19 protein-coding genes are annotated in these 25847 nt (G+C 58.6%); 7 read left to right on the top strand and 12 right to left on the bottom strand.

Features of this window, described 5'->3' with window-relative positions:
* The first annotated feature begins 6 nt into the window (after positions 1-6).
* Both radA and disA read left to right on the top strand, forming a co-directional pair.
* On the top strand, positions 7-1419 hold the full coding sequence (gene radA / locus QS713_RS03095; protein WP_313272363.1) for a DNA repair protein RadA: 1413 nt from the start codon (positions 7-9) through the stop codon (positions 1417-1419).
* Between the two features lie 11 nt (positions 1420-1430).
* The gene (disA, locus tag QS713_RS03090; protein WP_313272362.1) at positions 1431-2501 is read left to right on the top strand and encodes a DNA integrity scanning diadenylate cyclase DisA; all 1071 of its coding nucleotides are present in this window, start codon (positions 1431-1433) and stop codon (positions 2499-2501) included.
* 217 nt (positions 2502-2718) lie between these two features.
* On the opposite strand, the gene QS713_RS03085 is transcribed toward disA, so the two are convergent.
* From QS713_RS03085 to QS713_RS03045, 9 genes are all read right to left on the bottom strand, one after another.
* Positions 2719-3564, bottom strand: a complete 846-nt coding sequence (locus QS713_RS03085; RefSeq protein ID WP_313272360.1) for a hypothetical protein — start codon at positions 3562-3564, stop codon at positions 2719-2721.
* 15 nt (positions 3565-3579) lie between these two features.
* Positions 3580-4056: a DUF3180 domain-containing protein gene (locus QS713_RS03080; RefSeq protein ID WP_313272358.1), complete on the bottom strand. Its 477-nt coding sequence runs from the start codon at positions 4054-4056 to the stop codon at positions 3580-3582.
* Positions 4053-5405 (bottom strand): 2-amino-4-hydroxy-6-hydroxymethyldihydropteridine diphosphokinase, encoded by a 1353-nt coding sequence (folK, locus tag QS713_RS03075; protein ID WP_313272356.1) that lies wholly within the window; start codon positions 5403-5405, stop codon positions 4053-4055. Before folK ends, QS713_RS03080 begins: the two co-directional genes overlap by 4 nt.
* Positions 5406-5426: 21 nt before the next feature.
* A complete protein-coding gene (gene folP / locus QS713_RS03070; protein WP_313272354.1) occupies positions 5427-6287 on the bottom strand; it encodes a dihydropteroate synthase in 861 nt (286 codons plus the stop codon).
* Entirely contained in the window at positions 6287-6853 is a 567-nt protein-coding gene (gene folE / locus QS713_RS03065) for a GTP cyclohydrolase I FolE (protein WP_102216317.1), read from the bottom strand. The genes folP and folE overlap by 1 nt, the downstream gene beginning before the upstream one ends.
* A gap of 3 nt (positions 6854-6856) precedes the next feature.
* A complete protein-coding gene (gene ftsH / locus QS713_RS03060) occupies positions 6857-8911 on the bottom strand; it encodes an ATP-dependent zinc metalloprotease FtsH (RefSeq protein ID WP_313272351.1) in 2055 nt (684 codons plus the stop codon).
* A 12-nt stretch (positions 8912-8923) separates the two neighbouring features.
* Positions 8924-9478 (bottom strand): hypoxanthine phosphoribosyltransferase, encoded by a 555-nt coding sequence (hpt, locus tag QS713_RS03055; RefSeq protein ID WP_313272349.1) that lies wholly within the window; start codon positions 9476-9478, stop codon positions 8924-8926.
* A 121-nt stretch (positions 9479-9599) separates the two neighbouring features.
* Positions 9600-10823, bottom strand: coding sequence for a tRNA lysidine(34) synthetase TilS (gene tilS, locus QS713_RS03050; protein WP_313272347.1), 1224 nt, complete (start codon positions 10821-10823; stop codon positions 9600-9602).
* A complete protein-coding gene (locus QS713_RS03045; RefSeq protein ID WP_313272345.1) occupies positions 10820-12310 on the bottom strand; it encodes a D-alanyl-D-alanine carboxypeptidase/D-alanyl-D-alanine-endopeptidase in 1491 nt (496 codons plus the stop codon). Before QS713_RS03045 ends, tilS begins: the two co-directional genes overlap by 4 nt.
* A gap of 105 nt (positions 12311-12415) precedes the next feature.
* On the opposite strand from QS713_RS03045, the gene QS713_RS03040 reads away from it, so the two are divergent.
* Complete coding sequence (locus tag QS713_RS03040) at positions 12416-12910, top strand: inorganic diphosphatase (RefSeq protein ID WP_102216599.1); 495 nt, start codon at positions 12416-12418, stop codon at positions 12908-12910.
* A gap of 110 nt (positions 12911-13020) precedes the next feature.
* Here the strand turns inward: QS713_RS03040 and QS713_RS03035 are convergent, their stop codons facing one another.
* Entirely contained in the window at positions 13021-14334 is a 1314-nt protein-coding gene (locus tag QS713_RS03035) for a C40 family peptidase (protein ID WP_313272343.1), read from the bottom strand.
* A gap of 365 nt (positions 14335-14699) precedes the next feature.
* Here QS713_RS03035 and QS713_RS03030 point away from each other — a divergent pair, with 365 nt between their 5' ends.
* The 3 genes from QS713_RS03030 (at position 14700) to fdhD (ending at position 19815) form a co-directional block, all read left to right on the top strand.
* Positions 14700-15983, top strand: a complete 1284-nt coding sequence (locus tag QS713_RS03030) for an alpha/beta hydrolase (RefSeq protein WP_313272341.1) — start codon at positions 14700-14702, stop codon at positions 15981-15983.
* Between the two features lie 118 nt (positions 15984-16101).
* Complete coding sequence (locus QS713_RS03025; protein ID WP_313272339.1) at positions 16102-18537, top strand: FdhF/YdeP family oxidoreductase; 2436 nt, start codon at positions 16102-16104, stop codon at positions 18535-18537.
* Positions 18538-18735: 198 nt separating this feature from the next.
* Positions 18736-19815, top strand: a complete 1080-nt coding sequence (gene fdhD, locus QS713_RS03020; protein WP_313272337.1) for a formate dehydrogenase accessory sulfurtransferase FdhD — start codon at positions 18736-18738, stop codon at positions 19813-19815.
* A gap of 113 nt (positions 19816-19928) precedes the next feature.
* On the opposite strand, the gene QS713_RS03015 is transcribed toward fdhD, so the two are convergent.
* Together QS713_RS03015 and QS713_RS03010 are read right to left on the bottom strand one after the other, a co-directional pair.
* Complete coding sequence (locus tag QS713_RS03015; protein ID WP_313272335.1) at positions 19929-21248, bottom strand: hypothetical protein; 1320 nt, start codon at positions 21246-21248, stop codon at positions 19929-19931.
* Positions 21249-21499: 251 nt separating this feature from the next.
* Positions 21500-24619, bottom strand: a complete 3120-nt coding sequence (locus QS713_RS03010; protein WP_313272333.1) for an FAD-binding and (Fe-S)-binding domain-containing protein — start codon at positions 24617-24619, stop codon at positions 21500-21502.
* Positions 24620-24778: 159 nt separating this feature from the next.
* Between QS713_RS03010 and QS713_RS03005 the strand changes: the two genes are divergently transcribed.
* Positions 24779-25741, top strand: a complete 963-nt coding sequence (locus QS713_RS03005; protein ID WP_313272331.1) for a carbohydrate kinase family protein — start codon at positions 24779-24781, stop codon at positions 25739-25741.
* Positions 25742-25847 lie beyond the last annotated feature (106 nt).

Raw genomic sequence — 25847 nt, 5'->3', positions numbered from 1 at the left:
ACTTTGATGGCTAAGAAGAAAGACCAGTACCGCTGCAGTGAATGCGGGTGGACCACCACAAAGTGGGTTGGGCAATGCCGCGAGTGCGGTTCGTGGGGCACCTTAGAGGAAGACCATCCCACCGAAGTAGCGTCCGGCGTTGTGCAAGCCATTGCGCCGCGCACTCCAGCCGCCCCTATTTCTGAGGTCAGTGCCAGCAACGCGCGCGCCTACCCTTCCGGGGTGGCGGAACTCGACCGCGTACTCGGCGGCGGAATCGTGCCTGGCGCGGTAACGCTCCTGGCTGGGGAACCGGGAGTGGGTAAGTCCACGCTCCTGCTGGACGTAGCGGCGAAAACAGCGCGCGCCGCCGCACAGCGAGGTGGCGGACCCGTACTGTACATTTCTGGGGAAGAATCAGCCTCACAAATCCGCTTGCGCGCCGAGCGCATCGGAGCGATCACTGACCACCTCCTGTTGGCGGCAGAAACCAACTTAGAGACCGCGTTGGGACACGCGGATTCGCACGCCCCCTCATTGTTAATAGTCGATTCTATTCAAACCATGTACTCTTCCCAGATTGAGGGCGCGGCCGGAGGCTTGTCGCAAGTCAGAGGGGTAGCCGCGCGTCTAATTGCCGCGGCGAAAACTCGGAACCTCCCGGTCATCTTGGTGGGGCACGTAACGAAAGACGGAGGGATTGCGGGCCCGCGCATATTGGAGCACCTGGTGGATGTCGTGTGTCAGTTTGAGGGCGAACGGCACGCGGGTTTGCGGCTGCTGCGTGCGGTGAAGAACCGTTACGGCCCCACGGACGAAGTGGGATGTTTTCAGATGGACGATTCGGGCATTGTGGAACTACCGGACCCGTCGGGCTTATTTCTCTCGGCCGCTAGTGCGGACACGCCGGGCACGTGCGTTACGGTGACGCTGGAGGGGCGCCGTCCCATGCCGACGGAAGTGCAGGCCCTGGTTGCGCACACGAATGCGGGGAGTCCGCGCCGCACCACTTCCGGGATCGACCACAACCGGGTTACAATGATGCTAGCTGTGATGCAGTCGCGTCTTGGCGTGGACACTTCCGCGGCGGATGTGTACGTTTCTACCGTGGGTGGGGCCCGCACTTCGGAACCGGCGGCGGATTTAGCGACTGCGTTGGCGATCCTATCTGCAACCACGAACCGGCCCGTTAAGAAAGACTTGATTGCGGTTGGGGAAGTTTCCCTCACCGGGGAGTTACGGGCCACGATTGGTTTATCCAGACGTTTAAGTGAGGCCGCGCGGTTAGGATTTAAGAAGGCGATCGTTCCGGATCATGGGGCGGATGCGTTAGCTCGCATCCCGGGCATTACGATCTACCCCATTGCCGATTTGGCGTCGGCCGGACGCGTAGCGCTACAGGCAAAACCGTCTACTGAGGCACTTGAGAAACGGAGTTAATAAAACAGGTCATGAGTCTTGACGCGCAGAATATGCGGAAGGTGCTGCAGGCGTTAGCGCCGGGCACTCGTTTGCGCGAAGGGTTGGAGCGCATTCAACGCGGGCACACGGGGGCCCTGATTGTCTTGGGGTATGACGACGAGATCGAACAGTTGTGCTCTGGTGGGTTTGAGCTTGATGTGGAGCTTTCGCCAGCGCGGTTGCGCGAACTTGCGAAGATGGACGGGGCCGTCATTATTTCGTCTGACCACCGGCGGATTCGGCGTGCGAACGTGCAGTTGATTCCCGATTCGTCTATTCCCACTACGGAGTCGGGGATGCGCCACCGCACGGCGGAACGCACTTCGCGTGGCACTGGGATTCCGGTGATTTCCCTGTCAGCTTCCATGCGGGTTATCACCGTTTACGTTGGTGGTTTGCGCAAGACTTTGGTGGAACCTGAAGTGTTGCTCTCGCGCGCGAACCTGGCTTTGGACACGTTGGAGCGGTATTCGCAGCGTCTTGATGAGGACCTGGGTACCCTCACGGTTTTGGAGCATCGGGATGCGGCTACGCTGCGGGAGGTAACGACGGTACTGCAGCGGATGGAGATGATTCGGCGGATTCATTCTGAGATTAGTAGTTACCTTGAGGAACTGGGTACTGAGGGGCGTTTACTGGCTCTACAGTTAGATGACCTCGTGAGTGGTGCGGCGCAGGAACGTAACTTGGTGCTGTGCGACTATGTTCACCCCCGGTCGGCGCTGCATCGCGCTCAAGATGAGCTAGCGAACCTGGATGGGGAGGCACTGGTGCGGCTGGATGCGATCGCTCAGGCCATTGGACACCCCACGGTGGACGCGTCGGACCTCGACCAAGTGTTGAAAACACGGGGGTTGCGGGCCCTCACGATGGTGCCGCGGTTGCAGTGGGCAATTATTGAGAAACTGGGGGAGCGTTGGCAGACCCTCACGCAGCTGCGGGAAGCCTCAAGCGATGAACTGCAAGAAATCGAAGGGGTGGGGCCGTACCGGGCGCAACTGATCCACGACTCACTCGTGCGCCAGGCGGAAGCGTCTTCGCCCGAATCCGTTGGCTGGTAAACGCTGCCGGTGCGTTACGCTGCGCTCTGCCGGTAGGCGCTAGGCGGCGGCGCACCGTGCTTTACTGGTGGATGCGAAGCGCTACTAGCGGACGGTGTTACGCACATGCGCGCCGATGCTCGCGGACTGTTTTGCACACCTGCGCGCCGATGCTCACGGACTGTACTACGCACATGCGCGCCGATGCTCGCGGACTGTTTTGCGCGCACGAGCGGGGTTAGCGGACGATAACGACGCGTTGGTCTACGGGTTTACTTTCGCCCGCGTGTTGGATCGCGACCACGTAGGTGCCGGCACCAGAGTTCGATTGTCCCTCGCAGTTCGAGTAGCTGAGCCCATCCCACTTCAGGTCCGCTTCCCATTTGCGTCCCGGCCCAATGAGCAGTGGTTTCTTTGCGTCTTTGGAGGCGCATTTGGGTTGGTCTACAACCGTTTGGTCACCAGATTTAACGATGAGCCCCACGGAGGCCGGCCCCCCATCGGTTAAACACGCTTCTTTCGAACGGTTCACCATGGCTACGCGCCCCACCCAACCTTCCCCCACGCGGGTTTGCGCCGGCGCGTCTAGGAACGAGATTGACAAGTCTTGCGGTTTACAATCCACGATTGGAGGTGCGCTCGAAACTGCTTTCTTCTGCGTTTGCGCGGTAGCGTTGATCCCCGCTTTAATCTGGTGCCCCACCCAAATGAGACCGCCAATCAAAGCAGCTACCAACACCAGCAGCAGCACAATCGAGAGGACGCGCCGCACATAAATATCCGCCGGCAGCTGCCTCTCCCCCACCCCTCGCGCGCGAGTTTGCACGGGGGTAACCTGCCCGGGCCGAGTTCGGTTTCTTGTGAACGCACCATCCTCGGGGCGGGCACCGATTCTTGTGGAGGTACCCCGCTTAGGCTTGGCCCCAGTTCGCACGGGGGTACCCCGCTTAGGCTTGGCCCCAGTTCGCGTGGGGGTACCTCGTTTGGGGCGCAGCCGGTTTTTACTCGCTTCGTTCTGCCCAGCTCTGCTGGGGGCAGACTTGCGGGTCGGTTTGCGGTGGGATTCGTGACCACTTAGTCGCATACTCGGGGCCTCGTTCTAACTCAAATTCTTAGTGGGTTTACCACTCACATCCGTGTCATCATCGTCAATCTGACACCAGCGTTCCACTACAACAGCCATAATCATCATCACCACAGCCGCGACCGCATTCGCCAGGTCACACCAGAACGTGAGGGATGCGTAAGAAACACTCAGTTCCGTCACCAGTGGAATTGCCATACCGACTAGGAACCCGGCAGTACCAGCACCAGTCCAAGCGATCGAGTTCGCAAACACGGCGGTGTTAAACGCCACCATGGGGTCTACACGCGGCCGCTTCGAGCGTTCACTTTGCCTCACTTGCCACCCAAACCCGCCAAGCACCGCTGCGACCAGCAGGAACATTGCGGCCAGAAGTGGGGAAATGTACCAGTACGAGTACGCCCCCATTTTCTGGGTCTGCGTAACCGCCACCCCAGCGGCGAGTCCAACGGTAGCTAAAATAGCTAAGGTGGTTAGGGAAAGTGGCTTCACCGCTTCCCCCGCTGTCTTTGAACCGGAATCGCCCCAGTAACCGTGGGCCGCACCGTTGTGGTTCGCCGCGCCCGCACATCACCGTCCACCGGAAGCAGACCCCGGGCGTAATCTTCGGGGAGCCCAGTTTCTAACCGCGGAGTTCGCCGCTGCCTCACCACCGGGTCTGAATCTAAGCGATGCAACTCATCCGCGTCATCAACAATCCGCAGTGCAGGTCGGTGGTTCCCACGCGCGCTCCCGCGCCCGTTCCCCTCGGCCGGGCCCACCCCCTCAAACGAATCGGCTACATCGGAAGGTACTGTTTCTCTGGCCCCGGGGGCCGCGGAATGCTCACTGGGGGTGTCGAAGTCATGTCCGGCCACGGCTTGTTCTACCCACACGTCTGCGCACAGTTCAATCTCTTGATCACGAATCGCAGCCAGAAGGTCGCGCGCCGCCCCGTACCCCGGTAGGTGCGCGTCGGCATCCACTTGCAACAGTGGAGCCAACACGAACGCGCGGTCCCACGCCCGCGGGTGCGGGACCTGCAGTTCCGGTGTGTCGATCTGCTGCTGCCCGTAAGTAATGATGTCCAAATCCAACGGGCGCGGCTGCCAACCACCTTTTTCTGCCCGCCCGTGCTGCCCCTCAAGATACTGCAAAGCCGCCAGGAGGTCGTGCGGATCCAGTTGCGTTCGCACCCGCACCACCGCATTGTAATAATCCGGTTGAGGCGCTTGGTCGGCCCGCAGCACAGGCTCGGTTCGGAACAATCCAGACACCCCGGTGCACTCAACGCCCTCAAGCTGATCAAGAGCCAGCACAGCCTGCGCCAAGTGCCGCCACGGCTGATCTAAGTTCGCTCCCAAAGCGATGAAAGCGTCCTCGCTTGTCTGCACGCGCGAATGCTGTTTATGGCGCTGGGACCGCGAAATGGGCGCACCCCTCGCCGGTATGCGGTTCGCGCGCACTTCGCCATCAGACGCGCGCGCACCTTGTTTTTCCCGGTGAATCCGCACAGTCACGTCTGCGAACGGCACGTCAATCGGGGCTTGCGGCTTGTGCACCACCACGTCAACGGCCTGCACGGCTTCGAATTCGAGGGCGCACTGCGCAATCCGTTCCGCGAGCGTTTCAATCAAGTTCACCGCCGGGCCGGTGAGAATGTGCTCCACCGCTACCGCCACCTGTGAATAGTCCACGGAACGCTCTAACGCGTCCCCACCGGCAGCACTAGCCGCATCCAAATAGAGAGACACGTCCGCAACGAAAGTTTGTCCACGCTCGTTTTCAAAGTCGTAGACACCGTGTCTGCCGTGCCCACGCAAACCAGAGATGGTGATAACGTCTAAGCCGTTTCGTTGCACTGCATCCCCCTCATATCGAAATTATTCTATTTCCATTCTCGCATGGCAATAAGTACTCGCAGCTTGCACCGCCGCAACATTCCCCACCGCTTCGTGCACCCGCACCCCCCAGGTGCCGTGCGCACTACAAATCGCTGTGGTGGCCCGCGTCAAATCGTCCACGTTCGCATTCGGCCCACTGATTGTCTGCAAGAACCGCTTGCGCGACGCCCCAATCAGCTGCGGCAGATCCAGCGCCTCCTCAATCTGCTGATGGCCAGCGAACACCTCCCAAGAAATCGACGCTGTTTTGGCAAACCCCAAACCCGGGTCAATCACAATCCGTTCACGTCTAACCCCGGCCTCGAGGGCAGCTTCCACCTGCCGTTGCAGTTCGTCAATCACCGTTGGCACCGCGTCCGATTTAAGCACCCGCTCATCTGGATTACCCGGGAAACCGCGCCAATGCTGCAGCACAACCACCGCGTCACTATCCGCCATAACCCGCAACATGTCCGGGTCGTAGCATCCCCCTGACACGTCGTTCAGTATCGCTGCTCCCGCTGCCGCCACCTGCTGCGCGGTACCCGCATGTACCGTGTCCACGCTCACCGCGATCCCCTCTTGCGTCAGCGTCTTCACGGCCTCAAGTATCCTCGCTAGTTCTTCTTCAGTGCTGAGGCGACGCGAACCCGGGCGAGTTGATTCCCCACCCACATCGATAATGTCCGCCCCCTGCTCCACCAGCAGGTGAGCGCGCTCCACTGCGGCGTCCACCGTGTTCCACTTTCCCCCGTCGGAAAAAGAATCCGGCGTCATATTCACAATGCCCATTACGAGCGTGCGATCTGGGAACGCGTGCCCGTCCTTAAAAACCGGTTTGCGTTTAATTACCTGGGTCATTACCGGCGTCCTCCCATCACGAGGGTCATCATCTCTTGCCGGGTCGCAGCATTGTTCATAACCCCACGCAACGCAGAGGTAACAGTCGAGGCACCGGGTTTACGCACCCCCCGCATCGTCATGCACAAGTGCTCTGCTTCAATAATCACCGTTGCCCCCTGAGGCTCGAGCTTCTCCACGAGTGCATCCGCAATCTGCGTGGTGAGCCGCTCCTGCACCTGTGGGCGGCGCGCAAACCCTTCCACCACGCGCGCGAGTTTAGAAAGCCCCGTCACCCGGTTGTTAGCCGGAATGTACGCCACGTGCGCGCGGCCAAAAAACGGGAGCAAATGATGTTCGCACACCGAGTAGAACTTGATGTCGCGCACCAACACCATCTCTTCCGTCTGCACGTCGAACAGCTTATCCAGATGCTTAGACGGGTCTTGCCCCAGACCAGAAACCATTTCTTTCCAAGCGCGCGCCATTCGGGCCGGTGTTTCACGCAGTCCCTCACGGGTCGGATCTTCACCCAGTGCACGCAACAGATCCGTCACGGCAGTGCGCACCCCAGCTTCGTCATACATGCCTTATTCGCCAGCCTCGCCGCGCATGGGTGCTGAGTCGAAACGTTCCGCATTCGGATCAGCCACGCGCGTGGTCTGCGGTGCCGGATGCTCCGGGGTTGGTGGGGTTTGTGACTGCGACTCCATCCCCACGGGGTCACCCCACTTAACTCCCTCAACCGCGGCATCAGACTGGTAGTTCCACACGGGCCGCTCGTCTTGCTTAATCACATCCTTAAACAGTTCCGACAGCTCGTTCTCGTTCAACGTCTCTTCCTCAAGCAAACGGCCCGCCAACCGGTCCAAAAGCTCCCGGTTCTTCGACAGGATCTGCCACGCCTCCCGCATCGCAGTGTCCATCAGCTGGCGGATCTCCACATCCACCTTCGCAGTCACTTCGTCTGACAGTTCAATTACCGGTTTCCCAGCCCGCATCGCATACGGGTCGTTCTCCGCACTGCCCACCTTCACGGGGCCAATCACGTCCGACATCCCGTACTCCACCACCATGGCGCGGGCAGTAGAGGTCGCTTTCTCAATATCATTCGACGCACCCGTAGACGGATCGCGGAACACTAGTTCCTCCGCAACCCGGCCCCCCAGCGCGTACACGAGGTCGTCTAACAACTGGTTGCGTGTCTTCGAATAACGATCCTCCGTAGGCATCACCATTGTGTAGCCAAGCGCCCGCCCACGCGGCAAAATCGTCACCTTAGTTACCGGAGCCGTGTACCGAAGCGCAGCCGCACACAGTGCGTGCCCACCCTCGTGATACGCAGTCACCGCCTTATCGTGCGCATTCATCACCCGCGTGCGTTTCTGCGGGCCCGCGATAACCCGGTCAATCGCCTCATCAATCGCCCGATTGTCAATCAGATCCGCATTCGAACGCGCCGTTAGCAAAGCCGCCTCATTCAACACGTTCTCCAAATCCGCACCCGTGAACCCGGGGGTACGTTTGGCAACCATCTTCAAATCGACGTCCCCGGTAAGCGGTTTGCCTTGCGCGTGGACGTGCAAAATGGCCTCACGCCCCTTCATATCCGGCGCTTCCACCCCAATCTGGCGGTCAAACCGGCCCGGGCGCAACAGCGCGGAATCAAGAATATCCGGCCGGTTCGTCGCCGCAATCAACAACACGTTGGTGCGCTCGTCGAACCCATCCATTTCCACCAGGATCTGGTTCAGAGTCTGCTCCTGCTCAGACGTGGCGCCACTACCGTCACCGCGCCCACGGTGGCCACCAATCGCATCGATCTCATCGATGAAAATAATTGCCGGCGCCGCTTTCTTCGCCTTCTGGAACAAATCCCGCACGCGCGAGGCACCCATCCCGACGTACAACTCAATGAACTCAGAACCAGACGCGGAGTAGAACGGAACATTCGCCTCCCCCGCTACCGCCCGGGCCAGCAAAGTTTTACCCGTTCCCGGGGGGCCGTACAGCAGCACGCCGCGCGGCACCTTCGCGCCCACCGCCAAGAACTTCTCTGGTTTCGCTAAGAACTCGCGGATCTCCTGCAGTTCCTCCACGGCTTCATCCGCACCCGCAACGTCTTTGAACCGGGTTTTCGGTTTCTCTTTCGTAACATCTTTCGCTTTCGACTGCCCCATACCGCCCATGAGGCCGCGCCCACCAGCGCGCATCGAAAGCCAGTAGAAACCACCGAGGATAATCAGCATCGGTACCGCGAGCGTCAAAATCGACCCGAACGCCGATGGCTGAGGATTCTCCACATTGTAACCAAGGCGGGCATCGTTGCTCTCAATGCGTTTATACACCGTCTCCGCCTGCGCTTGAGAATACGTGAACGTCACCTTCCGACCCTGATTCTTACGCGGATCGCGCGGCCCCGTGCCCTCATGCACAAAATCCTGCGTCAACTCCAACGACACCACCTGGGTGCGGTCGTTCGCAACAATACTCTCCACCGTCTTACCTTTGAGCAGCTCCATCCCCTCATCCGTGCGAATAGACGCGGGTTGGAACAGTTGCCACATAGTGAAGGCAACCCCCAAAATAACGAGGATAGGAATCCAAACGGCAAGCCAGTTACGTTTCTTTTTTCCTTTAGCCACTGCGTACCTCTACTAATTGGAATATACGTGCGGAGCCAACGTCCCTACGAAAGGTAGGTTCCGATACTTTTCTGCGTAGTCTAAGCCATATCCGATAACGAACTCGTTCGGAATGTCGAACCCCACGTAGTCAACGGTAACGTCCACCTTCAAGGCATCCGGTTTACGCAAGGCGGTGGCGATCCTAACGGAAGCCGCGCCTCGTTCTAACAAGTTTGATTGTAACCATGCAAGGGTTAAACCCGAGTCAATAATATCTTCCACGATCAGCACATCCCGACCCGCCACGTCCGTGTCCAAGTCCTTCAAAATGCGGACAACACCAGAGGATTTAGTGCTTTTTCCGTAAGAGGACACCGCCATCCAATCCATCTGCAGCGGCGTGTGCACCAGGCGAGCCAGGTCTGCCATCACCATTACCGCTCCTTTAAGTACCCCCACCATGAGGATGTCGCGGCCCGCGTAGTCCCGGTCGATTTCGCCTGCCATCTGCGTGAGGCGTTCGTTCAGTTGCTGTTGTGTTATCAGGACCTTCTCCAGGTCCGCTCCCATGTCGTGAGCGTCCATATCCTTTTCCTCTCGCATTCGCGTGCACGCGCGGTTTGCTGCCCAACTGGTAGTGTCCGCGCCCCACCCGGTGGTTTGCACGTACCCTCGCGGTTACTCGATGCTTCCCAGTTTTCCACACTTACTCGACGAAACGTATTCTGATCCACCGTTTACCACTTTCGTCCCGCTGGGTTCGCCAGGCGCGTAACTTGCGTGGCAGCACGATGGGGCCTTGCCCGCGGTAATCGGTCACCAGTTTGTCTAGCGCTCGCGTGTGTTCCAAAGTGAGGGGTACTTGGGGGGATTGCACGGCCTGCACCGCCATTCGCAGCACCCGCGTGCGGACCGCCTGGCTTTGCGCTGCGAGCACGTCTACATCTAACCCGTGGTCGCTAAGTACCCTCGCTGCAATCGCATCTAACGCCTGGGTGTCGGCCTGCAGTAGTTGGGCGGTACGCGCCAGGGCGGGGACTATATCTTGCCCGAGGGCTTGGCACAGCGTTGGGATTGCACGGTGTCGTAATGCGATTCTGGGCCGGGGGGTACCTTGTGCGGTTTCCCATGGGCCGTCGAGCTCATTCGTGGGGTCGTGCACCACAGGTACCCCCAGTTCTGCGCACGCCTGCAGTGTTTGCTCGCGACGTACCCCCAGTAGGGGCCGGCCCCATCCCACCGAGGTACCCCCGTGGTCGGTGCGGGCGTACGGGCGCATTCCTGCGATTGATCGCGCTCCGGAACCACGGCTGAGGCCCAGCAGTACGCTCTCGGCCTGGTCGTCCATTGTGTGTCCGAGCAGCACGGTAGTTCCTGGGGTTTGCGCGGCGTCGCTCTGCAGTGCACTGTAGCGGGCGTCGCGTGCCGCTGCTTCAACCCCACCATCCGTGCCCACAGTGGGAGCCAAGACCCGTGTAGGTACCCCCAGTTTTTCTAGCAGCTGCTTAACACCTGCGGATTCGTCCGCGGATTCTGGGCGCAAGCCGTGGTCCACAATCCGTGCTTCCACAGGTACCCCCATGCGAAACGCCTGGTCAGCCGCCGTTATCGTCAAAGATAGCGAATCAGCCCCACCTGAACACGCACACACCACGCGGTTTGGCTGGTGGTGTAACATCCACTGGCGCAACGCCAACGACACGGCCCGCACACTCCCGCGCGGAGTTGCCCCCACCAAATCACACACCGCGGGACGGGCGGCACCGCGGGTTTCTTCGCGTTTCGAGCGAGCAGTTCGAGGGCCGTTTTGCGCCTCAGCGTGCTCCGCCCCAGTGTTTTGTTTCCCCTTCGAGCACTGGGGGTACCTAGGTTCCAGCGGGGGGTACTTAGGTTCCAGCGGGGGGTACTTAGGTTCGGCCGGGTGCCTCATAGGGAAATAAGCTCTCTAATAAAAGCGTCAATGTCTTCGCGTGCAATATAGGCACCCTCCTCGGCATCTGCGGCTTGAACCGCGAAGACCAGTACGCGACCGGACTTGGTGGTCGCATACCCGGCGATGGCAGACACAGTGTCTAGACTCCCCGTTTTCGCAACCACGCGGGCTGCGGGGGCTTTATCTAGGCGGTCTTCGAGCGTGCCCACAAAATGTCCGACCGACAAGCTCCGCGACAGGGTACGTTGCTGCGGGTCTTCACTGTTCCACAGGGACCGCAGCACTTCCACGGTGGTGCGCGGCGCGATCTTGTTGGCGTCATTCAACCCGGAGCAGTCATGCAGCACCAGCCCGTCACTGTAAACCCCGTGTTTCGAAATGGTGTCATGCACGAGCTGTGCCGCGCCGCTCACATCCGACTTTTTCCCCGCTTTCTGCGCGCTGAGCCGGCACAACTGTTCCGCCCACGTGTTATCCGAATACTCGAGCATGCGGCGGGTTAGAGCGGCAATTGGCGCGGACTCCACCTGTCCCACCTGCTGCGGTTTCGCCTTCTCGCCTGGGGTACCTACCGTAAATGGTGTGGCCGACCGGCTTACATCCACTTTGATTCCCCGCTGTTCCAACTGTTTCGCCAGCGTCTTAGCCGCATCCGCACCGGGGTCGTCCGCACTCGTGTACTTACCTTCACTATTCCCAGTGTCAGTGCCGAATGCTGCTGCCGGCCCGACCCACCTAGTCAGCCCGTCGGCAAGTTTTTCTCGGGCGGCCCCATCAAAAATTGCGTCGTGGTAAATCAGTTTCGTTGCCTGCTGCTCCGGCTCCGGCGTATTTCCCTTAGGCGATTCTTCTGTGTTCTTTCCCTTGGGCGATTCCGCTGGGTTCTGCGTTCCCCGCGTTTGCTGCGGTGTCCGCTGTTTTTGCGTGTTTTTCACCACTTGTTCCGCCAGGTCCCCCAGCCCCGCACGTCCCACGACCGCTTGCGAGTTACCTTTGTCTTCCGCGAGCATGAGGTCCCCCTCACCCACCAGGTGAAGGTCACCGTTCGCTGCTTGCCACACCGTGGTTTTTAGCGTTTCCGTTGCCTTGAGTTGCTTGGCGATCTGCACGGCTGTCAGTAGTTTGGTGGTGGATGCGGGCGTGAGGGGTTTGCGTCCATTCCCGTCCAGTAGCACGTTACCGGTGAGTGCGTCCACCACGTAGGCAGCGGGCGTGTATTTGCCATCTTTCGCCGCTTTTTGCAGGTTTTGCCACGGTTTGCTGAGGTCCTTGCCGCTGATTGGAGGCAGGTTTAACTCCATGTGAGTGGGTAGGTTCGGGTCTGCAGACAGAGTGGAAGGTGTGGGCGGTGGGGCACCCACTGGGGGGCGCTGAGTAGTTATGAACCCGGGGACTATGTCGAACGCGTCCGCAACCGCGTATCCGCCTACCAGTACGCTTGCGGTGGCGGCGCCGACCAGCATGATTCGCAGTCGCTTCCCCATGTTTTCCTTCCGTTGGTGCCTTTATGTCCCGTTCTAAGTGTAGTGTGATTCATTGAAGGTTTAGTCAGGTAATCTGGAGTCCTACAACACGGGAAGGGAATGGCTTTGGAATTTGATGTAACGATTGAAATCCCGAAGGGCAATCGCAATAAGTATGAGGTGGACCATGAGACGGGGCGGATCCGTTTGGACCGCATGCTCTTCACTTCTACGCGGTACCCGGATGATTACGGGTTTATTGAGGACACGTTGGGTGAGGATGGGGACCCGCTGGATGCGTTGGTGATTTTGGAGGAACCCACGTTCCCCGGTTGCGTGATTCGCTGCCGCGCGCTCGGGATGTTCCGGATGCGCGATGAGAACGGTGGCGACGACAAAGTGATTTGCGTGCCGTCGGGCGACCAGCGGGCGTCGTGGCGCACTGAGATTGAGGACATTTCGGAGTTCCACCGGCTTGAGATTCAGCATTTCTTTGAGGTGTATAAGGATTTGGAGCCCGGTAAGTCTGTTGAGGGCGCGCACTGGGTTGGCCGTGAGGAAGCGGAAGCGGAAGTCAATCGTTCTTACCAGCGAGCTAAGGATGCAGGTTACTACGACTAAAACTATCTGGTAAGCCAAGTGGGGTACCGACTGGTGTCAGTACCCCACTTTTTCGTTTCGGTGGGTAACGCTTAGGTCACCACCGGCGTTTTAACGCGGTTTTTAGTTTTTTACAGTACCCGTCCGCCTGAGGGAACCAGGCCGGTGTAACGCAGTGGTCCCTCTGTGAGTGGGTACCCGAAGTCAACTGCTTCGATCATCCGGCCGTTGCCCGTGTACATCGCTACGTGGTAGATCGCGTTTGCGCTGCCGCCGCGACCGTAGAATATGAGGTCTCCGGGTTGCAGTTGGCTAATCGGTACTCGCGCGGTGGCGTAGTACTGCTGTTGTGAGGAGTGCGGTAGCGAGGCGCGGCCTGCTGAACGCCAAGCCATCATTACGATACCGGAGCAGTCGTAGCCGGGGCCTTCCCCACCCCACACGTAGGTGGCACCGATCTTAGAGCGGGCAAATGCGATCGCTTGCTGAGCTCCAGACAGTGAAGGTGCTGGAGCGGGGGCCGGTGCTGGTTGTGGTTTCGGTTTCGGTGGGGTTGGACGCGGGGCTGGGCGCTGCGTCGGTGCGGGCCGCGTCGGTGCAGGCCGGCTGGGAGCCGGCTGGCTTGGTGCGGGCCGGGACGGGCTTGGCTGCGGAGTTTGCGTCGCTTCCGGTGCGGTTGGTTGCGGCCGGTTTTGCTGCTGCTCAACGCGGATGCGTTCGTCTGCTTCAACGCGGCGGGCCTGCTGTTCGTCACGCTCGTTTTGCCGACGCGTTTCTTCTTCCACCGAGGTCTTACGGCGCTGCGCGAGCGCGTTGATCAGGGTTTCGCGGCGGCGTTCCACTTGCGTCACTTCGTCGCGAGCCTGTTTGGCTTCACCACGCGCCTGAGTGGTTTTTTCCTGTACCTGATCGTTAGCTTTTTGCGCTTGCTGCTGCGCTTCTTGTGCTTGCCCCGACAGCGTGTTTGTCACTTTTTCTAGCGCCAACACTTGTTGCATGCGTTGGTCTACTTCTGCGGAGAACGTGGAGATTGCTTTGTCGGACCGTTCCAGTTCCGCCAGGCCATCTGTTTTCAGGTAGGGCGCGAACTGGTCGAGTCCACCGTTGCCGGCGCGGTACGCAGTTTGGCTTACTTCCGCGAGGTTGTCGCGGGCTTTGTCGAGGTCAGCTTTTGACGCGTTGACCGCGTCTTGTGCTTCTTTAACGCGGGCGTTCGCTTGGTCGAGCCGGTCGCGTGATTGCGCGAGTTGTTCCTCCGCCATGCGGGCGTTGATGTCGCTTTGGGAAGCGTTAGCGCGAACTTTCGCTAGTTCCACTTCGATTTGTGCGACGGACATTTCTGAGGGATCCGTAGCTGCGAAAGCAGTGGTTTGTTCGCTGCCCCACGGTAGTGCGTTTGCACTTAACACCAACCCAGAAGTTAGCAACAAAGAGGTGACTACCATAGTCCCTCTAGACCGGATTCGCGTCAATGTAACCTCATTCCAAACCTCTCGCGCACACTCAGGCGCGCGAGACATTTCTTTTCCAAAACGTTATGTTGAAACTAAACTATCGCAACAGCAACAACTATCGCAACATCATTAACACTAGTCCCATTGATTGGTCGGCGTGTCCTCTTGATTTTACTATTTTTGAGGAATATCGCCCGCGCGTCTTTAACGCGGAGAATACAGCTAAAACCACGCGCCTAACCGGCTTTACCGAAACCGTGAGGCAGGCGAGTTTTAAGTACCTCATAGTTTTAATTTGGATTCGCACCAGGCACGGGGAAATCGTGTCAAGAAGCGGATTCTTCTAAAGTAGAGGAATGGAAACGTTTGACCCCACGCGCGCATTTGGCAATACTGCGATCCCCCGGGCGGGAGTGTGGACTCCAGATATCCTTGGCGATGGTTTCGAGGCGATGGCCCTGCAGCTACTGCCGGATGAGGAAGGCGAGGTTGTCGCCACGCTGGTTCGGCACACGCCTGCGGCGGATCCAGTTATGCGCGCCCTCAATCCCGGTTTGCACGACGCCGGCTCGCAGGCGGGACCGGGTTTACGCGATGCACACGCGCAGGCGGACCCAGGTTTACACGACGCCAGCTCGCAGGCGGGCCCGGGTTTACGCGATGCACACGCGCAGGCGAGCCCGGCTTTGCAGGCAGGTCAACCCGAGGCGGACCCGGCTGCCCTCGTGCTGAAAAACCTCCCTGCCCACCGGGGGAAGCCGCTGTTTAACGCCCTGTATATTCACGGGTGGAACGACTACTTTTTTAATCGCGAAATGGCACGCGCAATCGCACTGATGGGTGGGCAGTTCTACGCACTGGACTTACGTAAATACGGTCGTTCGTGGCGTAAGAATCAGACGTTTGGGTGGATCACAAGCTTGCGCACGTACGATGAGGACATTTCGGAAGCGCTGAGCGTCATCGGAACGGATTTACCCGTGGTAATGATGGCGCACTCCACAGGTGGGTTAACGGCTTCGCTGTGGGCGCATCGCAACCCGGGGGCACTCGCGGCACTGTGGTTGAACTCGCCTTGGTTGGATCTGCAGACTTCACCCTTCATGCGCTCGGCAACGCAGCAACTGGTTGAGATCATGGCGAGCCGTGACCCGCGGTGGGTGATTAACACGGGTGGGAACAATTTCTACGGCGAGTCACTGCAGGGCTGGCAAAAACGCGACGGTGCCCTGCCCCAGATGTATCAGCAGTGGGCCAACGACCCTGCGATCCGCGGGTGGTCGATTCTGCCGGAATGGAAGTCTGACAACCGGCAAACTCTCGCTGGATGGCTTGCGGCGATCGGAGAAGGGCATCAGCGGGTAGCGAAAGGATTGGACATCACGTGTCCGATTTTGACGCTCGCGTCAGCTTCTTCTTACGACCGGGAGGAGTGGAGTGCGGACGTACGGTTCGCGGATGCGGTGCTGAACGTGCGTGACATCGTGGAGCGGGCTGCGCGGCTCGGTGAGTGGATAACGATCCGCCGTTACCGCGGTGTGCACGACCTAACTTTGTCGCTTCCGGACACGCGTGAGGCACTGTGGCGAGACACTCAAAAATGGCTCAACTATATTGGGGTCGCAAACCCGTCACATTAACACATTTCAGAGCGCATTTGCGGCGCTTTTTGACAGGTGCCCCCTGAGGGGTGTGAGGGTGGCTTAGATACGCCTCAGGCCTCGTGAAACAATAGGAAAAAAGCCTTAAACTGGAGGTATGTCTACTACTGTTCCCGCAAATAAGGCCATTAAGAGGGTCAATATTATTGAGGCCGTCGGCGATGCTGCCGCAAACGTGCCTGACCACCCGCGCATTTCTGCCCCACATACGAAAGCCGCTGGCGTCGAAGGAGCTGTTCGCGGCGCGTTCTTTGGGGTGCGTGAACGCGGTCTACTACCACTCATCGTGCTGAACACCCCCAAGGGTGTTAAATGCCCGGGGTGTGCGTGGCCGGACGCCCAACCGGGTGAAGGTGGCGTAGTTGACTTTTGCGAAAACGGGGCGAAAGCACTGGCGGAAGAGACAACGGGGCGGCGGTGCACACCGCAGTTCTTTGCGGATTACTCGATTGTGGACCTGCGGGCAGAAACGGATTACTGGCTCAGCCGACAGGGCCGCTTAACCACCCCGATGATCATTCGCGAAGGCAGCAACCACTACGAACCAATTGGTTGGGACGAGGCCTACGACCTCATCGCCGATGAAATTAAGAAACACCACCCGGACGAAACCGTGTATTACACGTCGGGGCGCGCCTCAAACGAATCCGCGTTTATGCTGCAGGTACTGGCAAAACGCGTGGGAACTAACAACCTGCCGGACTGTTCGAATATGTGCCATGAAGCCACCGGCAAGGCGTGCGGCCCGACGATTGGGATTGGGAAGGGAACCGTTACGCTTGACGACCTGGAGAAAACCGGGTTGATTGTAACCGTTGGACAGAATCCGGGCACTAACCATCCGCGCCAACTCATTTCGTTTGCGAAAGCGAAGAAGAATGGGGCGAAGATGATTGCTATAAATCCGCTGAAGGAAGCGGGATTGCAGAACTTTTTGAACCCGCAAAAACCAGTGGGCGCCCTGGGGATTGGGGAAAAGCTAGCGGATGAATATCTGCAGATTCGCCTGGATGGAGATTTGGCGTTTTGGCAGGGCGTAAACCATGTTCTAGTTGAGCGCGGGTACATTGACTGGGATTTCTTGCGTAAGTACTGCGCAAATTATGAGGAAACGATTGCGTATTTGCGCAGTGTGGATCCCGATGAGGTAGTACGCAAGTGTGGGCTGCCGTGGGAAGACGTGGAGATGGTGGCTGAGTCCATTATCGAGGCTGGTGAACGCGGTGTCGTGACCTGTTGGGCGTTGGGTGCCACCCAGCATAAGAACTCCGTCCCCTTGCTACGCGAGATCGTTAACATGCATCTGCTGACTGGTAATATTGGCCGGCCCGGTGCGGGTACCTGCCCTGTGCGCGGACACTCGAATGTTCAGGGGGACCGCACCGTGGGGGTTTGGGAAGAGCCCAGTGAAGCCCTGCTGGATGGCGTGGAGAAAGAGTTTGGGTTCGAGGTACCGCGCCACCACGGTTACAACGTGACCCGCACGTGTCAGGCGATGCGGGATGGTAAGGTTCGATTTTTCTTGTCGCTTGGCGGTAACTTTTTGCGTGCGGCCGGAGACACGGCGGTGCTGGAGGAAGTGATTGACCAGGTCGACATGACTGTCATGTTGTCCACTAAGTTGAACCGGTCGCACTTGTACCCGGGGAAGACTGGTTTGATTTTGCCGGTTTTGACGCGTTCTGATCTGAATTTGGATCCTGAGGGGAATCCGCAGGCGGTGTCTACAGAGGACTCCATGGGGTACGTAACCGCGTCGTATGGCAAGCACAAGATTTTGCAGGATCTGCCTAGTGAGATGAAGATTTTTGGGGAGATCGGGTACCGGCTTCACCATGAGCAGTACTGGCGGGACATGGGGAACTACACGACCGAGATCCGTAAGCACATTGAAGGTGTGTTCCCAATCTTTGAGAACTATGAGGAACGGATGAAGGACCCTGCGGGCCTGATCTTGTACAACGGGCCGCGGGTGCGAGAGTTCACCACGCCGAATGGGAAAGCGAACCTGACGGTTAACAAGATGAATACCACGCGGGCTCGTGAAGGGTACTTCTTGATGCAGACGCTACGTTCGCACGACCAGTACAACACCACGATTTACGGTATGTCCGACCGTTACCGCGGGATTCACAGTGGCCGCAGAGTTGTGCTGATGAACCCAGCTGACATGCGCCAGTGCGGTTACGAGCAGGGTGACTTGGTAGACATTTATGCCGATTACGAGGATGGTACGCGGCGGGCACCGAACTTCCGGATCGTGGAGTACGACACCCCACGCGGCTGCTTAGCAACCTACATGCCGGAAACGAACGTGCTGATCTCTATGGATTCCTTTGGGGATTCTTCGGAAACACCGATCATGAAATCCATTGAGGTACGCCTGGAACCCGCGCTGCTTGCCCAAGCCACTGCTGATCCTTCTGCTGTGGTAGCTGGAGCTGCTGAGCTGGGTGATGGTGGTGCTTCCGGGTCTAGCCGTGGGGCTGGCGGGGAGGCTGCTGGGCCGGGTGAAGTGACCACAGCAGTGTAGGTGAAGTGACCGCGCCAATGTGGGTGAGGGAACTTATCTGCGTTTTGGGTCGGCCAGAGGGGCTACGGTGAGCTTTTAGGCCGGCCGGAGTGACCCGGTTGCGTGGTCAAAAGATTCTGCGGTTAGGTCTGAGTGGGCTTGAGTACTTTTGGGGCAGATTGTAGATGCGGATTTCGAGTGAGGATTTAGCTAGGTAGCATGGCTCAGGGAGCTAGAAACGTGCGGGTGGTGCGCGTAACCCCGCAGGGGGTACGTGCACGCCGAGACCGCGTTGTTGTGGAAGAACCACTGGAAATACGCATAAACGGACAGGCGTTCGCAACCACCATGCGTACCCCCGGGCATGACTACGAGTTAATCCACGGGTTCCTATTTTCCGAAGGTGTTATCAGCTCCAGCGATGACGTGCTCTCCATGCAGTACTGCGCGGGGCGTACCACGATACGCAAGCCCGAGGACCTCATCCCAATTGCCAACCGAACCGCAGGTACCCGCAGTGGTATTGGCGGAGATGTTGGCGGAACCTCAAACGCAAGTACCCTCACATCCAAAGGCGGTATTTATAGCGAAAGTACCCTCGCGTCCAAAAGCGGTTTCGGTGGTGCCTCAACCGAAAGTACCCTCGCGTCCAAAGGCAGTATCAGCGGTACCTGGGCCCAAGAAATAGGTGGGTTAGCCGGGGGTACTTTCGGTGCACAAGTGAGTGGCCACAACACCTACAATGTGGTGAACGTGCGGTTAGCGCCGCACGTCGAGTGGGAGAGCGCGGCCCGGAACGTCGCTGGGAACTCTGCGTGCGGGGTCTGTGGCAGCACTTCGATTGAGCGGGTACTAGGCCGCCGGCATGGTGTGCTTGAGTCGGTTTCGTTGGACCCGCAGGTGATTTTGGGTCTGCCGGACGCACTTGCCCAGCAACAGCAGCTTTTTCGCCGCACCGGGGGGAGTCATGGAGCTGCTTTATTCACACTTTCAGGTGAGCTTTTACGGTTTCGTGAGGACGTGGGTAGGCACAATGCTGCGGACAAACTGATTGGTTCATTCGTCATGAGCAACCAGGTACCCCTCGGTGAAACCATGCTCGTAATGTCGTCTAGAGCCTCATTTGAACTAGTACAAAAAGCAGTGATGGCGGGCATTCCCGCGGTGGCGTCCCTGTCCGCCGCCACAAGTCTTGCCGTGGAGTTAGCAACCGCCTCAGGCGTGGCACTCGCAGGATTTATACGGGCTGAAAGGTTCAACCTGTACGCAGGTGAACTCGCACGCCCGGTAAACGCGTGAGGTAACCCATTCTGCAAAATCAATAAACCTGGCGTATTCATAACGGGAAGGTTGCGCAATCGTGTCGTCGGATGGGCGGACGCTAGCTTAAGTTATTACCCGCGCTTAGAACGCTACCCGCGGCGCGCTCGCCTACCCCGCTGCGGTTTCCCCACAGTTTCATATTCCGCGCGAATCTGGTCGTTAATTTCGTCCAACGCCTCCCCCAGGGAAGGGCCCGACGTGTCCCCAAGCTTCCACACGGCCCACCCGTCATATTCGGAGGAACCACTTACAATCGCCGCCGCCTCATTCGGGTCGGTTGTTGACCACTGGTCGGTACGCAGTTGCCCATCAACAGTCAGTACCGCCGTTTGATCCGCCTGGTCACGCCACACAACAGTGGTATCTTCCGTCAAAATCTGGCCGATAATCGCCAGTGCTCGCGCCCCACGTTCAAGAGTTGGAATATGGGAATTCGCACCCCCCGTTTGATGCTCCTGTGTCACCTGGTTTTCCAGACGACGATGCGATTCCGGTTTATCTTCCGCAGCGTGAGATTCCGGTTCTACTTTTCCATCTTGAGGTTCTGGCTTTACTCTTGCGTCTTGAGGTTCAACCTCGTTTTGCGCAGCGTGTGGTTCCGGTTCTGCGGCGGCAGTCGACTCATTTGCGGGAGTAACTTCCTCGGAGGTACTTTCTTGTGAAGGGGCCGTGACCTGCGGTTTTTCAACTCGTCGCGATGCTGCCTGCCCCGAGGTACCCCGTTCCTGAGCAGTGGTACCCTCTTTCCCAAGAGAGGTACCGCGTTCCTCAACAACTGACTGATCCGCACCAGTTAGCAGCGGTATCTGCCCAGTGGAGGCCAACAAGTTAGGGTTGTGGCCGTACAGCCGCGGGCCCACAGCCTCAACGTCTAAAAACTGGCGGCCGTTAGACATGGAACGAACCGCGATCTCATGGACCTCAACCCCAGAAGTGGCGAGCACATCCAAAGCGGGGCGGACAGCGGCATCAATCTGCCCGACAACCAAGATTAGACGCGGACCCGGAGCGGGAGAAGGTGGCATCGCATCACGAAACTCCGCCCATCCAAGCCGGAAATTCTGAATCCCACCCGGGTACGCTGCCGCCAAATCATTCCACCCAAGTGACGCCGTGTCCGCCAGGCGAGAAAGCGAATCTATCATCGTTTTTGAGTCCAGTGAAGCGAAAACCTCCACCGACACAACCTGACCAGACGCATCCAGCGCCGTTAAACGCGGTGCCCCACCATCCATCCCAGACCCAACCGGTGCGGTATCTTGCCAAGTTATTGGGAAAAGGGGGCGCCCCACAATCTCCAGGACTTGTTCACGAACGCTAGTGAGGATGTCATCAGTCAGACCATTCTCAACAGTCCGCCCGAACTGAGCGGGAACTAAACGACCCTCGTCGAACTCAAACAGAGGCATGTCACGCCCTTCCAAATCAATCGCCAAGTTCTATTATCACACGTAACGGCGCCAGGTGAAACGCCCAAGGTACCCCCATTGCGAAACCCACGTTTTCTGCGCGCATTCGATCCCCGCGACGACCTATAAATCCCTGGCATAGGTATATCTGGCAAAGGTATATCTAGCAAAGGTTCATAGACTTCGGCGGAGACTCACATATACCTGGTGCGGACTCGCAGGTTACTTACGAAACCTCATCCGTCACTCCCTTAAGGAGTAGCGTTGCCAAGTGCCGTCCCTTTCACTCCCTTAAGGAGTAGCGTTGCCAAGTGGCGCCCCCGCCGCCCCGCCAGTTGTTCCGCTTGGGTTCGACACGAAAACCCGTCTGCCAAGAAAATTGCCTGAGGGTACTTAGCTAACTGTGGTAAAAGCGAATGATTCGCCACCTGCACAGACACATCGTAATGGCCTTTCTCCATACCGAAATTGCCTGCCAATCCGCAGCAGCCAGACAGCTTAATCACATTCGCACCAGCGAACTTCAACAGTTGTTCGTCCGCTCCCCAGCCCATAACTGAGTACTGGTGACAATGCGGTTGCGCCACCACCGTCTTCCCCTCAAGATTAGGTAGCCACCCGGTGTCCGCAGGCCGTGTGCGCTCATCAGTGAGTAATTCAGCGAGCGTGCACGTTGCTGCAGCGATCTCCCCCGCCACCTTTGAATCCGGCAGAAGATCCTTGATGTCATCGCGCAGCACCGCCGTGCACGATGGTTCCACCCCCACAATAGGTACCCCCGCCCTCACAAACGGCAGCAAGACGCGTGTCAAATGTTCAAGCTTCTTCCGTGCTTGTGGCAACTGCCCAGTTGTAATCCACGTCAGCCCACAGCACGTGTCCTCCGGTGGGAGCAACGGCTTATACCCCGCCTTAACCAGCAGTTGCAGAGAATCGTACGCACCCGCGTCATCCAGCGCCTCAGAAAAAGAATCCGCCCACAAAAGCACGTATCTACGGCCCTCAGCATCAGTGGGGGTACCTGGCGTTCGCGTTTGGGAATCTGGCATTTCCGTGGAGGTACCTGGTGTGGGTGTTGCCTTGTGTACGTCCGCCTTATGTTGGCTGGGGGTACCTTTTCGCTCTTGCCGCAGGTACCCTCTAGCGACTTTGCTGAAACGGTGATCTTGAAGCTTCGGCATAGGCCGCCGTGAATCGATCCCCACCAGGTTAAACACCATATTCTTGAGGGTAGGTACCGCCATCAACGCATTTATGAACCTCGCCCCCAGCGGCATGCTCGCGCTCAAACGCGTTATTGAAGGAAGCCGCCCCAATAGATAGTGAGTCAACGGGCGGATCCGATTACGATACCGCCGCCACAGGGCCTCACTGCGATACTTAGCCATGTCAACGCCCGCGGGGCAATCTGTTGCACACGCCTTGCACGCCAAACACAGGTCCAGTGCACGAGTCACATTCGGATCGTCCCAACGCGCCACCAGACCACCGTTTGTTAGTTCCTCAAGCACTCGGGCGCGGCCACGCGTCGAATCCGTTTCCTCCCGCGTCGCCAAGTACGACGGGCACATAAACCCACCCGACGCGGAGTTATCCACCCGGCATTTCGAAACCCCAGTGCAACGGTGCACCGCGGTCGTGAAGTCTCCATGATCTTCGCGGAAGAAAAACCCGCCGTCAACATCAACTGCGCGGGCGTGCAAGCGCCGCAACCCCACATCGAACGGGTCCGGAGCAACCGATTGCGCGTTCTTCCGCGTTCCCTCTCGCTGGTTTACGTCAACCGCGAGCGGCCTGGTTAACACCCCCGGGTTCATGAGGTTATTCGGGTCAAACAAGTGCTTTACCTGCGCGAACAACTCCACGATCTTCGCCGGGTACATGTGCCGCAACAGTTCCGAACGCGAACGCCCATCGCCGTGCTCACCCGAAATAGAACCGCGGTAGCGTCCGACGAGGCGCGCACAATCCTCAAGAAAAGCACGCGAACGCCCCACACCTGCTTTTGAGCCCAACGGCATGTCAAGCCGCACGTGCACACAACCATCCCCAAAGTGCCCGTACAGCAAACCATCCACACCGTGCTCACGCATCAGTGCGGTGAAGTCACGCAGGTAATCCCCGAGGTACTCGGGAGGTACTGCGGCATCCTCCCACCCCGGCCACGCCTGCTCATTACCACCTATTGTTTTACCTTGCTCGTCCCGCACGCGCGGGGTGCGCCCTCCTAACCCAGCTCCATCAGCCCGAATCCGCCAGAGTCTAACTGCATCTTCACCAGGAGGATATACGCGCACATCCTCAGAATTCACAGCTGCGGCGAGCTCCTGGGCAGTCGCCATGGCTGTGGACAAGTCCTCTCCACCGACTTCACACAGCAACCACCCGTTGCCGTCGGGCAAAGCGGGGACAGCACCAGGCCCCTTGTGATCACGCACCACTTCAACGAGCCGCGAATCCAACCCCTCCACCGCCAGAGGTTTGTATTTCAAAACCGTGGGAACATCATCGCCCGCTGCGATCATGTCCGCATACCCCACGGCAACCAGCACCGGGTTCGGGGGTACCTCCACCAAACGGACTTTGAGCTGCAGTATTGACACGAGGGTACCTTCAGACCCCACCAGTGCGGACGCGAGGTTACGTCCGTTTTCCGGAAGGAGATACTCCAGTGAATACCCAGACACCTGCCGATTGAACCGCCCCATGTGCTTGCGGATCGGTTCCAAATTCGCATCCACGAGCTCCTCAAGCCCATTCACAGCGCTCAAGTCCCCAGATTCCGCGTAATAGTGTCGGCCAGCACCATCGATCACCTCGAGGCCAAGCACGTTCGCGCTCGTCTTCCCCCACGCCATCGCCCGGGGGCCGCAAGCGTTGTTGCCTGCCATCCCCCCAATGGTGCAGCGGTTTTGCGTGGAAGGGTCTGGTCCGAACCGCAGCCCGTATTTACCTGCCTGCGCTTGGAGGGTACCTTCGATACAACCGGGTTCTACTACCGCGGTTCGGGTGTGCGGATCTATTTCTAGCACGCGGTTCATATGCCGCGCGTAGTCCATTACTAGTTGAGGTCCAATCGCGTTACCAGCGCATGAGGTACCTGAGCCTCTAGGGGTTATCGCGATCCCCAATGCGAGAGCACTTCGAATAGCTAGGATTGCTTCGTCTTTGTTGAATGGAGCGAAAACGCATTGGGGTACCACCCGGTAGTTTCCTGCATCGGAAGAATAGATTGTGCGCGCGAGGGTTGTGAAGTCCAGTTCTCCCCGGCAGCCAGCCAGCGCGTCCGCGAATTTTTGGTAGACCCTGGGTGGGGGTACGTTGGTTCCGGGTGCGTCAGTGAATAATGCTGGTAGCGGTAGTGTGGACATACCTCCAGTGTGGCACGTCTTCGTCCACAGCACCGCTAGGCCCGCATTGCAGTGGTTTCAGCTTGCATTGTGCGTTTTAGTTCGCGCAAGTCCCAGGCGCATGTGCCTCAAGGCCATAAAATAGGTAGGTACCCCCTTTCGTATTTGAAGGAGAAAACGTTGACTACGCAACCAAAAACGCAGGTTCTAAGCATCGGAGAAGCGCTCATAGACCGGGTGTCACGCCCAGGTACAGACACCGCTGAATTCGTTGGCGGCAGTATTCTCAATGTTGCAGTTGGGGTTGCGCAGCTGGGCCACGACTCCACGTTAGCTGCCTGGTGGGGGCCCGATGAGCGTGGAAACCGGCTCGCTGAACACTGCAAACAGCAGGGGGTACGTACGGTTCCGGGGGTGGACGGGGCGCAGCGAACCACTTTGGCGGAAGCCACTTTGGATGAGCAGGGCCGCGCCACCTACGAGTTCGACATCTTGTGGGACGTCCCCCCGATCTCTAACGCACGCGAGTACGGGCACTTGCACACCGGGTCGATGGCCGCCACCATCGCCCCTGGCGCCGATAAGGTTCTGCGCGCGGTTAAGGAAATGTCGTTGTCGTCCACGATTTCGTACGACCCGAATATTCGCCCGGCGATTATGGAAAACCCCAGTTTAGTCCGCGATCGAATTGAGCAGATTGTGCGGTTCGCGGACGTGGTCAAGGCCTCCGATGAAGATTTGCAGTGGCTTTACCCAGATACCCCCGTTGAGGAGGTTATGCGCCGCTGGTTGCGTGAGGGCGTATCGATGATGATTACGACGCGTGGACCATGGGGTGCCTACGTGATGCTCAAAGGTGAGCGCGACATGCTCGTCATTGACCCGCTCGATGTGGAACTGGCAGACACGGTTGGGGCTGGGGATTCGTTCATGGCAGGGCTGCTGTCTGCCCTGCTCGACGCGGGGCTGCTGGGGAGTTCCGACGCGAAAACACGGCTGCGTTCCGCACGCTGGTCAGATGTGACCTCCGCGCTGCACATCGCCACCATAACTTCTGGCCTCACGGTAAGCCACAATGGTGCGTTCGCACCATCCCGTGATGATGTCGATGAGGTCATTGCGGCTCACCCCGAGCTGAGTTAACGGGGCGCAAACAAGAACTCCCGGTCTTTACTCAACCGATTAAACAGCTGAGTAGAGACCGGGAGCTTTATTCTTATTCCGATACGAGGCCCACCAAGACGGCTCG

It is taken from the genome of Gleimia hominis (genome assembly GCF_032085515.1).
In the GTDB taxonomy this organism is placed as follows: domain Bacteria; phylum Actinomycetota; class Actinomycetes; order Actinomycetales; family Actinomycetaceae; genus Gleimia; species Gleimia hominis.
The sequence above is the reverse complement of the archived record's forward strand: the minus strand, read 5'-3'. Positions and strand labels throughout refer to the sequence as shown.